Source organism: Pseudomonas sp. UBA5706 (assembly GCF_002419965.1).
Lineage (GTDB): Bacteria > Pseudomonadota > Gammaproteobacteria > Pseudomonadales > Pseudomonadaceae > Aquipseudomonas.
The window spans coordinates 1-12,186 of sequence record NZ_DIHC01000054.1 but is presented as its reverse complement, the minus strand read 5'-3'; the positions used below and the strand labels follow the sequence as shown (position 1 = coordinate 12,186).

The following is a 12,186-nucleotide window of genomic DNA, read 5'->3' as shown; positions in this document are numbered from 1 at the left end:
GCTTGTGGCCTGAAGCTCGCAACCGGGAGGTAACGACCGTGAGTCTGGAAAATATCTCGTGTCAGAAAAGCTTCGGCGGCTGGCATAAACGTTACAAACATCACTCTGATGTGTTGGGCTGCGACATGGTATTTGCAGTCTATCTGCCGCCTCAGGCGGAGCAGGGCGGCAAGCTGCCGGTACTGTATTGGCTGTCGGGCCTGACCTGCACCGATGAGAACTTCATGCAGAAGGCCGGTGCCCACCGTCTTGCCGCTGAATTGGGGTTGATCATCGTCGCGCCGGACACCAGCCCTCGCGGCGCCGATGTGCCGGACGATCCGGACAATGCCTACGATTTCGGTGTAGGTGCAGGCTTTTATCTGAATGCCACCCAGCAACCTTGGGCCCGCCACTACCGGATGTACGACTATGTGGTTAGCGAACTGCCTGCATTGATCGAGGCGCATTTTCCGGCTTCGGACAAGCGCAGCATCAGCGGCCACTCGATGGGTGGTCATGGCGCGTTGGTCTGCGCTTTGCGCAATCCGGGGCGCTACAAGTCGGTTTCGGCTTTCTCACCGATTGCCAACCCAATGGATTGCCCTTGGGGCCAGAAAGCTTTTTCCCGCTATCTGGGTGAAGACCGCTCGCGCTGGCGCGAATGGGATGCCAGCGTGTTGATTGCCGATGCGTCCGAACGTTTGCCGTTGCTGGTGGATCAGGGCGATCGCGATGATTTCCTGGCCAATCAGCTCAAGCCTGAAACGTTGGTGCAGGCGGCCAGGGCGGTTGGTCATCCACTGGAACTGCGCCTGCAGCCCGGCTATGACCACAGCTACTATTTCATCGCCAGCTTTATCGAGGATCATTTGCGCTATCACGGGCGCGCATTGGCGGGTTGAGGGGCTGGCATTCAATCGCAATCGACTGGCGGGCAATTGAGCGCCTCCAGGCCCTAATGTTCGACAAAGTAGGTAGAATCACGCCCTGACTTTTTCAGGGCGTTTTTTTATGCGTATTGGCCACGGCTATGATGTGCACCGTTTCGCTGAAGGCGATTTCATTACCTTGGGTGGGGTGCGGATCGCGCACAGATTCGGCTTGCTCGCGCACTCCGATGGCGACGTCCTGTTGCATGCACTGAGCGATGCTCTGCTGGGTGCCGCCGCGCTGGGCGACATAGGTAAGCACTTTCCCGATACCGACCCGCAATTCAAGGGCGCCGACAGCCGCGCGCTGTTGCGTCACGTGCTGATACAGGTTCAGGCCAAAGGCTGGAAGGTCGGTAATGTCGACGCCACCATCGTCGCCCAGGCTCCGAAAATGGCGCCACATATCGACGCCATGCGCGCGCTGATTGCTGAAGATCTGCAGGTCCAACTCGATCAGGTCAATGTAAAGGCCACTACCACCGAAAAGCTGGGTTTCGCTGGTCGTGAGGAAGGCATCGCGGTTCACGCCGTCGCATTGCTGATCGCCGCATGACCGAATTCGAACTCTTGGGCCCCCGGGCCTATGGCGATGCGCTGGGTACGGCCGTACTCAAGGCCGCGACCGAGGATTTCCAGGTAGACGAGGTGCTGGACATTCCGCTGTCCGGCGACGGAGAGCACCTATGGTTATGGGTCGAGAAGCGAGGGCTGAATACCGAGGAGGCCGCGCGACGTCTGGCCAAGGCTGCAGGTGTGTCGCTGCGCACCGTCGCTTACGCAGGGCTGAAAGACCGTCAGGCGCTGACCCGGCAGTGGTTCAGTATCCAGCTGCCGGGCAAGGCCGATCCCGACATGTCGGCGTCCGAAAACGAAGCGCTGAAGATTCTTGACCGCAAGCGTCACAAGCGCAAATTGCAGCGCGGCGCGCATGCTGCCAACGGTTTCACCGTGCGCTTGACCCAGTTGCACGCGGACCGGGCAGAACTCGACAAGCGACTGGAAGCCATCAAGCTACAAGGTATTCCCAATTATTTTGGTGCCCAGCGTTTTGGCTACGAAGGCGGTAACGTTGGCGAAGCTCGGCACTATGCCGAGCGTCAGGCGCTGCCTGAGCAGCGCAACGTGCGCTCACGGCTGCTCTCCACGGCGCGCAGTTACCTGTTCAATCAAGTGCTGGCAGCGCGGGTTGCCGATGGCAGCTGGCAGCGGGCCCGGGTCGGCGATCTTCTGGCCTTTACCGACAGTCGCAGCTTCTTTCCCGCCGCGCAGGCCGAGTGCAATGACCCGCGTCTGGCGATCCTAGACTTGCATCCCACCGGCCCCCAGTGGGGCGAGGGTGACTCACCTGCAACTGGCGCCACTGCCGAGCTTGAAAACGGCATCGCCGAGCGTGAGGCATCGCTCTGTAACTGGTTGATAAAAGCAGGAATGGAACACGAACGTCGTATCCTGCGACTGCCCATCGGGCGGTTGACGTGGCATTATCCCGAGCCTGACATTCTGCAACTGGAATTCGTCCTGCCAGCCGGGTGCTTCGCCACTGTATTGGTGCGTGAACTCGTCGATCTGGCGCCCGCAGGACAGACGGACAGCTCATGCGTATTTTGATTTCAAATGATGATGGGGTCTCGGCACCCGGACTCGCTGCGCTCTACGCAGCGCTGGCGGACTATGCCCAGTGCGTGGTCATCGCTCCGGATCAAGACAGGAGTGGGGCCAGCAGTTCGCTGACCCTCGACCGTCCGCTGCATCCTCAACACCTGGACAACGGCTTCATCAGCATCAATGGTACCCCCACCGATTGTGTGCATTTGGGCATTCATGGCTTGCTTGAACACGAGCCGGACATGGTGGTATCGGGTATCAATCTGGGTGCCAATCTGGGCGACGACGTGCTCTATTCAGGTACCGTGGCTGCCGCGTTGGAGGGGCGTTTCCTGCAATGTCCGTCATTTGCCTTTTCATTTTTGTCGCGTCAGGTCGATAACCTGGGAACCGCCGCACATTACGCACGGCTTCTGGTCGAGGCGCATGAGCAGCTCGATCTTCCACCACGTACCGTATTGAATGTGAATATTCCTAATTTGCCGCTGGCAAACGTGCGCGGCATTCAGTTGACTCGCCTGGGACATCGTACCCGCGCCGCCGCACCGGTTCGCGTGGTGGACCCGCGTGGCCGCGCCGGTTACTGGATCGCCGCTGCAGGCGATGCAGAGGATGGCGGACCCGGTACGGATTTTCACGCGGTCATGCAGGGGTACGTGTCGATTACCCCGTTGCAACTGGATCGAACCTATCAGGACGGTTTCAGCAGTCTGAACGCATGGCTGGAGGGAATGGCCTGATGTCGCGTGAACAAGATGATCTGTTGCGTCGTGGCGTGGGTTTTACCTCTCAGCGTACCCGCGAGCGTTTGATTCAGCGGCTATACGAAGAAGGCATCGCTAACACCCAAGTGCTTGACGTCATTCGCAAGACGCCTCGTCATCTATTCGTCGACGAAGCGCTGGCGCACCGCGCTTACGAAGACACCGCATTGCCGATCGGCAACAATCAGACCATTTCCCAGCCCTACATGGTTGCGCGCATGAGCGAGCTGCTGTTGGCGGCGGGACCCTTGGACAAGGTGCTGGAAATCGGGACAGGCTCCGGTTATCAAACTGCGGTACTGGCGCAACTGGTGGAGCGGGTGTTTTCCGTTGAACGCATCAAAGTATTGCAGGATCGGGCAAAGGAACGTCTGCTCGAACTCAACCTGCGCAACATGGTATTTCGCTGGGGCGATGGTTGGGAAGGTTGGCCGGCCCTGGCGCCATACAACGGCATCATCGTTACAGCAGTGGCAACGGACGTGCCACAGGCACTGCTGGATCAACTGGCACCCGGCGGGCGTCTGGTCATACCGGTAGGGGCAGGCGAAGTGCAGCAGCTGATGTTGATCATCCGCGAAGACAATGGTTTCTCCCGGCACGTCCTGGGGGCGGTCAGGTTCGTGCCGTTGCTCAACGGGCCATTGGCATAAGCACAGTTTTGCAGCGGCAATGAATTCCGTGAGGCGGCACCTGTCTACAGGCTGGCGGTTTTCGATGAGGGCCCGGTCCGCCCGCTGGACGTTGTCATGAAGTTTTTCGTAACCAGTTTCCCCATGGCTGCCCGTCATCCTCAAGACACAATAGGCAGCATTATTTCAGTCACCGTTAAAGGGAGTGGCGGGTGAGTCTCACAGTCATTCGGCAGCGTACGTTTTCAGCAAGTTTTCCACGTCTGGTGATTGGCATTGCCCTGAGTGTCCTTCTGGTCGGCTGCTCCAGCACGCCGGCGGGCGGAGTGCGTGTCGTCGATCGCAATGGCGGCAAACCGGCCGCACCCACCCGGCAACCCGTGACGACCGGCCAGTACGTGGTCAAGCGGGGTGATACGCTTTTTTCAATCGCCTTCCGTTACGGCTGGGACTGGAAAGCGCTGGCTGCCCGCAACAACGTACCGGAGCCCTATACCATTCACGTCGGTCAGACGATTCGCTTCGATGGGCGTTCGAACTCTACATCCACCGCAGTCGCCGCGGCACCTGTCGTGCTCCCCCAGACCACCACCGGCAGCTCAAGCTCGCCCTCCGGTTCGATCAAGACCACGATCATTACACGTCCGGTGGGGGCGCCTTCAGGTAGCAGCGGCACGCCCGCGACCACGCCGGTAACCACTCCCGTCAATACGCCAGTGGTCGCTGGCGCACGTTCTGCAAGCGGTTGGGGGTGGCCAGCGAGCGGTGTTTTGATCAGCAAATTTTCTTCAAACGGTAGTTTGAATAAAGGCATTGATATCGCCGGTGATTTGGGACAGCCTGTTTTGGCCGCGTCTGATGGGGCAGTTGTTTACGCCGGGAGTGGATTGCGGGGCTACGGCGAATTAGTCATCATCAAACACAGCGATACCTACGTCAGTGCTTACGGTCACAACCGTAGGCTTCTGGTTCGGGAGGGGCAGCAGGTCAAGGCAGGGCAGGCAATTGCCGAGATGGGGTCCACGGGGACTGACAGGGTGAAACTCCACTTCGAGATTCGCCGTCAGGGCAAACCGGTAGATCCACTGGAATTCTTGCCACGTCGTTGATCGGTTACCAGCCTGTTCCTGCCGTAGAGGGGACAGGCTCACGTGATGCCAAGGAAAAAGGCGCCACTGGAGCTTGAGGTCGAACTCACCAAAGGACTATTACAATGGCTCTCAACAGAGAAGTGCCGGAGTTTGACATTGACGATGAAGTGCTCCTCATGGAGCCCGAAATCGTCCTGGATTCTGCAGCGGATGAGAAGCCAGCAGCACCTTCTGTTCGTGCGAAAACCAAAAACTCGACAGCACTCAAACAGCACAAATACATCGACTACACGCGGGCATTGGATGCCACGCAACTGTATCTGAATGAAATCGGCTTTTCCCCCTTGCTATCCCCGGAAGAAGAAGTCCATTTTGCGCGCCTGTCGCAAAAGGGCGACCCGGCCGGGCGCAAGCGCATGATTGAAAGCAATTTGCGACTGGTGGTTAAAATTGCCAGGCGTTACGTTAATCGTGGCCTGTCCTTGCTGGACCTCATCGAGGAAGGCAATCTTGGCCTGATTCGCGCGGTCGAGAAATTCGATCCCGAGCGTGGCTTTCGCTTCTCAACGTACGCGACCTGGTGGATACGCCAAACTATCGAGCGTGCAATCATGAATCAGACGCGGACCATCCGCCTGCCGATTCATGTGGTCAAGGAGCTCAATGTCTATCTGCGAGCAGCGCGCGAGTTAACCCAGAAGCTGGACCACGAGCCCTCTCCCGAAGAGATCGCCAGCCTGCTTGAGAAGCCGGTAGGCGAGGTCAAGCGCATGCTGGGGCTTAACGAACGGGTGTCCTCGGTAGATGTATCCCTGGGCCCGGACTCCGATAAAACCTTGCTCGATACCCTGACAGACGATCGACCTACCGACCCGTGTGAACTGCTGCAGGACGATGACCTCTCCCAAAGCATTGACCAATGGCTCTCCGAACTCACCGATAAGCAGCGTGAGGTGGTAGTGCGCCGCTTTGGTCTACGCGGTCATGAAAGCAGCACGCTTGAAGACGTCGGTCTTGAAATCGGCCTGACTCGCGAGCGGGTGCGGCAGATTCAGGTCGAGGGATTGAAGCGTCTGCGGGAAATTCTTGAAAAGAATGGCCTGTCCAGCGAGTCACTGTTTCAGTAACGCCGCTATTACCGGTTCATAGCGAACTGGCATCATTAAAGCCCCATTAACTGGGGCTTTTTTATTGCGGCAATTTTAAAGTACGCCCGACTAAGCGAAATAGAAACGGCTATACGTAAGTTTTAATCTTTGTGCAAATGGCGATTTTATCTAATTTTAGTTGTAAGACATTTCTTACGCAGGTTGTCAGCGATCACGTTGTTTTCTGACAGCAGGCGACGTTTTCATATGCGAGATATCGATTATCCAGTTGATTTAAATAGAGTTTATTTTTTAACAGCTTTGATTTCTGTCGCTTTTTGCAAAGTCGTGGGTATTGCCCTGCGCTGATATTTCACTAAGATCAGAACTGTACCAACGGATGGGTACAGGTGGTCACGGAAGACTGCTCAAGGACATCGCAGGATGCGATTCATCAGGACGATGAAAAGGAATAAAGGGATTACGAAAAAAATGTGGGCGGGTCAAACCGCCCCTTTTTTTTGCTCGCGAAACAGCGCACCCCAGCCTTTTGAACGAGACGCTAAAAAGGCCCCGAAGGGCCTGTTTGCGTTTCCAAGTGCCGCGCCAGAGCTCAACGCTCAAGGTCAGCGATCTTGCCAGGCTTGCCATCCCACTCTGCGGCGTCAGGCAACGCATCTTTACGTTCGGTGATGTTGGGCCAGACGTCAGCCAGCTCCGCGTTAAGCTCGATGAAATTTTCCATACCCGCCGGAATCTCGTCTTCCGAGAAAATCGCTGTAGCTGGACACTCAGGCTCGCAAAGGGCGCAGTCAATGCACTCGTCCGGGTGAATCACCAGGAAATTCGGGCCTTCATAAAAGCAGTCCACCGGACAGACTTCTACGCAGTCGGTGTACTTGCACTTGATGCAGTTGTCGGTGACGACGAAGGTCATTGCTAATTTTCTCCTCAGGCGGCGGCAGCAGAGCCCTTCACGTCAGGGTTGCTCGGTTGGGATCGTTCCCGGGCCATTCAGAACACAGTCAGTCCAGCCCTCCTGGCGACAGCACATGAGGGCTTGGCTTGGTTCGCCATGTTCGAACGCGGCTCGGATCTCATACAGCCCGGCTGCAGGCCGTACCGTTCCCAAACCGCGCGGGATTCTAACAGCTTGTTGCCAATACCGTTAGATCCGGTTCTGCAGTCCATATAACAATTCGATCGCCTGGCGCGGCGTCATTTCGTCAATCTTCAGTTTCGACAATTCTTCCAACACAGGGTGCGCAAGGGTGGCGAACATGTCGGCCTGTTGCGGCGCTGGCGCCTTGCCGGGCTTGGATTTGGGCTGCTCGTGGGGCAGGCTGGTGGTTTCAAGGCGCTGCAAGTGCTCCTTGGCGCGGGTGATCACCTTGCCTGGAACTCCCGCGAGCTGGGCCACTGCCAATCCGTAGCTCTGACTCGCAGGCCCTGGTAGCACGCGGTGCAGGAACACAATCCGTTCGTTATGTTCGGTAGCGTTGAGGTGCACGTTCGCCACCAGCGGTTCGCTCTCCGGCAACACGGTCAGCTCGAAATAATGGGTAGCGAACAGCGTGTAGGCGCGCAACTGGGCGAGACTTTCTGCCGCCGCCCACGCCAGCGAAAGACCGTCGAAGGTGCTGGTACCGCGTCCGACTTCGTCCATCAACACCAGGCTTTTGTCGGTGGCGTTGTGCAGGATGTTCGCTGTTTCGCTCATTTCCACCATGAACGTCGAGCGCCCGCCCGCCAGGTCATCGCTTGAGCCGATACGGGTGAAGATACGATCAACCAGAGAAAGCTCGCAGCTGGCGGCCGGAACGAAGCTGCCGATGTGAGCCAGCAGCACGATCAGCGCGGTCTGGCGCATGTAAGTAGATTTACCGCCCATGTTAGGACCGGTGATGACCAGCATGCGGGTGTTGTCATTCAGATCCAGGTCGTTGGCCACGAAGGGTGATGTCAGCACCTGTTCGACCACCGGGTGACGACCTTGCTCGATGCGCATGCAAGGCTCGTCGGTAAAGCGCGGACGGTTCAGATCCAGATTCAGCGCGCGCTCGGCCAGATTGCTTAGCACGTCCAGTTCGGCCAATGCGGTAGCAGTGTCCTGCAGCGGCGCGAGATGGCCGATGAGGTCTTCGAGCAGCGCCTCATAGAGCATCTTTTCTCGAGCCAGGGCGCGGCTCTTGGCTGACAGCGCTTTGTCCTCGAACTCCTTGAGCTCCGGTGTGATAAAGCGCTCGGCGCCTTTGAGTGTCTGGCGCCGAATGTAATCAGCAGGTGCCTGTTCGGCCTGCTTGCTCGGCAGTTCAATAAAGTAGCCATGCACCCGGTTGTAGCCGACCTTGAGGTTGGCCAGGCCGGTACGGGCTTTCTCGCGGGTTTCCAGGTCAATCAGGAACTGGCCGGCGTTTTCGCTCAGTGACAGCAGCTCGTCCAATTCACCGTCATATCCGGTCTTCAACACGCCACCGTCACGAATGACAGCAGGCGGGTTATCGATGATCGCCCGCTGCAGCAGGTCGGCAAGTTCGGGATAGGTGCCAGCGGTTTTTGCCAGTTTTTGTATATGCGGCGCCTCCAGTTCTGCCAGCGCCAGTTGCAATGGCGGCAACGCTCCAAGAGCGTCCCGCAGGCGTGCCAGATCCCGGGGGCGGGCATTGCGCAGACCGATTCGCGCGAGAATCCGCTCGATATCGCCAATTTCCTTAAGTTGCGGTTGCAAATGCTCGAAGCGATAGCGCTCAAGGAAACAGCCGATCGATTCCTGACGCGCCTGCAGTACCGTCAAATCCCGCAATGGGCGGTTCAGCCAGCGCGTGAGCAAACGAGTCGCCATGGCGGTCTGGCAGCGGTCCATGACCGATTGCAGGGTGTTATCGCGACCGCCAGCCAGATTGGTGTCCAGTTCCAGGTTACGGCGGCTGGCGCCATCAAGGATCACCGTGTCATCCATCCGCTCGTGTCGCAGGCTACGCAGATGGGGCAGGGCGGTGCGTTGGGTTTCCTTGGCATAGCCAAGCAAACAGCCGGCTGCGCCTATAGCCAGGGTCAGATTTTCGCAACCGAAGCCCTTGAGATCCTGAGTCGAAAACTGCTGACACAAACTCTTGTGTGCAGAGTCCCGCTCGAAATCCCAAGGCGCGCGGCGACGCGAGCCTCGACGTTTTTCGGCCGGCAAACCCTGAGGCCAATCGTCGGGGATCAGTAATTCAACCGGGTTGATGCGCTCAAGTTCCGCGAGCAGATTTTCCCAGCCCTTGATTTCCTGAACGCTGAAGTTGCCGCTGGTGATATCCAGCACCGCGAGTCCGAACAGGCGCTCGTCACCCAGTACGGCAGCGATCAGGTTGTCGCGACGCTCATCGAGCAGCGCTTCATCGCTCACCGTGCCGGGCGTGATGATCCGCACCACCTGACGGTCAACCGGACCTTTGCTGGTTGCCGGATCGCCGATTTGCTCACAAATCACTACCGATTCGCCCAGTTTCACCAGCTTGGCCAGATAACCCTCGGCGGCATGATAAGGAATGCCGCACATAGGGATACTCTGGCCTGCCGACTGGCCGCGCGCGGTCAGGGTGATATCCAGCAGCTTGGCGGCCTTCTTGGCGTCTTCGTAGAAAATCTCGTAGAAGTCGCCCATGCGATAGAACATCAATTGGTCCGGATGCTGGTTTTTCAGCTTCCAGTACTGCTGCATCATTGGGGTATGGCTAGAAAGGTCAGACATTCAGGGGCTTAGCTCGATCTGTCTTTTTGACAAGGGATATTCGTCTAATACTACAGGGATTTTTTGGGCATTGTCGGCGGCTCGGCGATGTCGATCTCGCGAAGCCGCAGATAGCGGGCGGTCATTCTTGGGTCGCTGTGGCCTCCAAGTTTCTGGGCGTTGTTGCCTTGCTTGTCAGTATCGGTAAGTGACTTGGCGCGAAGGTCATGAAGCGTCGCGCCTTTGACCCCTGCCTTTTTGCAATCGACTCGAAACGCCTGTTTCGCAGTGTCGTAACTGACTGGCTTGCCCGCACTTCGCGCCGTGAATAACGTCAGACCACTGACTCTCCGAGGCAACGCCTTCACCCTGGCAATAAGCGCTTTCAAGTCAGGAGTCATTCGCACAATCAGTTTTGCCTTCGTCTTTTGCTGAGTGAAGGCGATCCCCTCATCGCTGATATCTGCTAGCCGAATGTTCAACACGTCGCTGATACGCTGCCCCGTCAGATAACACATCTCGTAAATAGCGCGCATGTTGTCACTCGCTCCCGCGCATATCGCATTAAATTCAGCGTCGGTTAGGTACCGGTCCCGCTTTTTCTCGGCGTGACGTTTGATACCGACGCACGGATTGGAGTCAACCAAGCCTTTTTCGAGGGCGTAGGCGAACACCATACGTAGAAACGAAATGATCCGATTGTTCATGTTCGGAGTGGCTGCGCCATGCATCTTTATTGCGGCCACGTGGCGGGGAAGCACGTCGCGGGGCTCGAACTCCGCAAGCTGATCCTTCAGCTTTTCAGCGGCTGCTTCGTACTGGGTAACCGTGTTGGCCGCGAGCGCCGGCTTCATGTATGCCAACGCTTCATCGATCAACTCGGCCATTCCCCCTTTCCCAGCGCGCCCTTGCTCTCGGGCGTACAGCATTAGGGACGCCTGATAATCTGTGTCCAGGCGCCTCCATTTTCCTTTGCGCACCAGGTAATAAGCACCGTGCGCGAAATACATGCACGCCGGCAGGTGTCGGTCTTTCTTCCGAGGGCGCATATCCCTTCCTCATGCAAGCCGCAATTGCGGTCCTTTCTTCGATTGAATCCCACCCAACCGCGATATCACAACCTCTCGCAGCACCTTTGGGTGTCCGTCACCGCCGACTGCATATCCGTAACGCTCCGCCTCGAGCCATTTGATCTGGGCGCTGGGTTTAAGATAGCCCGTCAGATCGGCCACTTCTTTTGCTGTCAGGAACATGGCTACCTCCGTCCGGGGTCTATGCGGGGTTGAGTGCGCTGAACGCCTCAAGCGCGATGTCGATGTCCGAAGCAAGCTTCTCCATTGGATTCATGCTCTCAGGTCTCGGATCGATGCCTGCCTGATCCATGTAGCTGCGCATTCGGATCACCAGGGCGAGCAGCGTTTCGTTCGCTTCTTTAGAGCCGCGCTGCCTGCCGACCGCGTAAGAGGCGTCTTGAAACTTGATCGCTTCATCGCCCAGCACTCCTATCCTTTCGAGGTGCTGTGAATGAATGGCTTCAATCAGGGCCTGGTCTTGCTGGTGAATCGGGTTTTCTTTGGACACAGAAATCTCCCGCCCGCCGTACACCGGCAGGCTATGGTTCATAGGAAGTTTGCGTTGGCAATCAGGCGGCGCGTGAATGCGCGATTGATCAAGGAGTGAGTAATGAAAGGAATATTTCTGGTTTTGCTGGCCTTCCTGGTGGCTTTTGTGTTGAGCACCTCCCCAGTGTTTAAAGCGTGGGCGGGGGATTATTTGGCACCTCTACGCACAGTCCGGCAGGAAGCACCGGTCCCTTCGCTCGTCTCAAATGCTCCGCCTGGTTCTTTCAAATGTGACGGTCGTAAGTACTGCTCGCAGATGACTTCGTGCGCCGAGGCTAAATACTTCCTGAAATATTGCCCTGGCACCAAAATGGACGGTGATCACAACGGCATTCCCTGCGAACGTCAGTGGTGCCGGTAGAAGGTGCCGCTATGTACTGACAGGCATATGGATGGCTGGGGTTAATCAGTCGATCTGGTAGTAGACGTAGCAGTCCACGCCCTGATCCTTGAGTGATTTGTGCATGGCCTGGACGCCTGCGCTGTGCTGGTTGCCGATTCCCGGCCAAGGGGTATCGAGGTGAATGCCCTGCTGGTGATAGCCGTGCTTTTTCTGCACGTAGCCCGGTAGACCTTTCACCGATGCTGCGCGCATACCAGGGATCGGGATCACCACCCTGTCGAGGTTGGCGCTGCCGCCGTCGTTGTTGCACGCTGCCGCTGCTGCCTTGCCGGCCTCGATCGCAATTGCGACCTTTGGGCCAAGCTCTGCGATTTCCTCTTTCGTCATGGCGTCACCCGCTTGAACTCGACGA

General features: G+C 57.5%; 14 protein-coding genes. 8 read left to right on the top strand and 6 right to left on the bottom strand.

Annotated elements, in window-relative coordinates:
* Positions 1–38: 38 nt before the first annotated feature.
* The 7 genes from fghA to rpoS all read left to right on the top strand — a co-directional run bounded on the left by fghA (position 39) and on the right by rpoS (position 6,133).
* Positions 39–884 carry an S-formylglutathione hydrolase gene (fghA, locus tag B3I26_RS25510; protein WP_296261910.1) on the top strand — a complete coding sequence of 282 codons (846 nt, stop codon included), beginning with the start codon at positions 39–41 and terminating at the stop codon, positions 882–884.
* 109 nt (positions 885–993) lie between these two features.
* A complete protein-coding gene (ispF, locus tag B3I26_RS25505) occupies positions 994–1,467 on the top strand; it encodes a 2-C-methyl-D-erythritol 2,4-cyclodiphosphate synthase (protein ID WP_296261908.1) in 474 nt (157 codons plus the stop codon).
* Complete coding sequence (gene truD / locus B3I26_RS25500; protein WP_296261906.1) at positions 1,464–2,522, top strand: tRNA pseudouridine(13) synthase TruD; 1,059 nt, start codon at positions 1,464–1,466, stop codon at positions 2,520–2,522. Before ispF ends, truD begins: the two co-directional genes overlap by 4 nt.
* Positions 2,510–3,259 carry a 5'/3'-nucleotidase SurE gene (gene surE, locus B3I26_RS25495; RefSeq protein WP_296261905.1) on the top strand — a complete coding sequence of 250 codons (750 nt, stop codon included), beginning with the start codon at positions 2,510–2,512 and terminating at the stop codon, positions 3,257–3,259. The genes truD and surE overlap by 13 nt, the downstream gene beginning before the upstream one ends.
* A complete protein-coding gene (locus B3I26_RS25490; protein ID WP_296261903.1) occupies positions 3,259–3,936 on the top strand; it encodes a protein-L-isoaspartate(D-aspartate) O-methyltransferase in 678 nt (225 codons plus the stop codon). Before surE ends, B3I26_RS25490 begins: the two co-directional genes overlap by 1 nt.
* 191 nt (positions 3,937–4,127) lie before the next feature.
* Positions 4,128–5,024 (top strand): peptidoglycan DD-metalloendopeptidase family protein, encoded by an 897-nt coding sequence (locus tag B3I26_RS25485; protein ID WP_296261902.1) that lies wholly within the window; start codon positions 4,128–4,130, stop codon positions 5,022–5,024.
* Between the two features lie 104 nt (positions 5,025–5,128).
* Positions 5,129–6,133, top strand: a complete 1,005-nt coding sequence (gene rpoS, locus B3I26_RS25480; RefSeq protein WP_296261900.1) for an RNA polymerase sigma factor RpoS — start codon at positions 5,129–5,131, stop codon at positions 6,131–6,133.
* Positions 6,134–6,707: 574 nt separating this feature from the next.
* On the opposite strand, the gene fdxA is transcribed toward rpoS, so the two are convergent.
* The 5 genes from fdxA to B3I26_RS25455 form a co-directional block, all read right to left on the bottom strand.
* Positions 6,708–7,031, bottom strand: coding sequence for a ferredoxin FdxA (gene fdxA, locus B3I26_RS25475; RefSeq protein WP_296261899.1), 324 nt, complete (start codon positions 7,029–7,031; stop codon positions 6,708–6,710).
* Between the two features lie 231 nt (positions 7,032–7,262).
* A complete protein-coding gene (gene mutS / locus B3I26_RS25470; protein WP_296261897.1) occupies positions 7,263–9,830 on the bottom strand; it encodes a DNA mismatch repair protein MutS in 2,568 nt (855 codons plus the stop codon).
* 50 nt (positions 9,831–9,880) lie between these two features.
* Positions 9,881–10,858: a tyrosine-type recombinase/integrase gene (locus B3I26_RS25465; protein ID WP_296261895.1), complete on the bottom strand. Its 978-nt coding sequence runs from the start codon at positions 10,856–10,858 to the stop codon at positions 9,881–9,883.
* Between the two features lie 9 nt (positions 10,859–10,867).
* Complete coding sequence (locus B3I26_RS25460; RefSeq protein ID WP_296261893.1) at positions 10,868–11,062, bottom strand: DUF4224 domain-containing protein; 195 nt, start codon at positions 11,060–11,062, stop codon at positions 10,868–10,870.
* Positions 11,063–11,081: 19 nt separating this feature from the next.
* Positions 11,082–11,432 carry a hypothetical protein gene (locus B3I26_RS25455; RefSeq protein ID WP_296261891.1) on the bottom strand — a complete coding sequence of 117 codons (351 nt, stop codon included), beginning with the start codon at positions 11,430–11,432 and terminating at the stop codon, positions 11,082–11,084.
* Between the two features lie 60 nt (positions 11,433–11,492).
* Here B3I26_RS25455 and B3I26_RS25450 point away from each other — a divergent pair, with 60 nt between their 5' ends.
* Positions 11,493–11,792 carry an excalibur calcium-binding domain-containing protein gene (locus B3I26_RS25450; RefSeq protein ID WP_296261889.1) on the top strand — a complete coding sequence of 100 codons (300 nt, stop codon included), beginning with the start codon at positions 11,493–11,495 and terminating at the stop codon, positions 11,790–11,792.
* A gap of 45 nt (positions 11,793–11,837) precedes the next feature.
* Here the strand turns inward: B3I26_RS25450 and B3I26_RS25445 are convergent, their stop codons facing one another.
* Positions 11,838–12,161 (bottom strand): hypothetical protein, encoded by a 324-nt coding sequence (locus tag B3I26_RS25445; RefSeq protein WP_349681491.1) that lies wholly within the window; start codon positions 12,159–12,161, stop codon positions 11,838–11,840.
* Positions 12,162–12,186 lie beyond the last annotated feature (25 nt).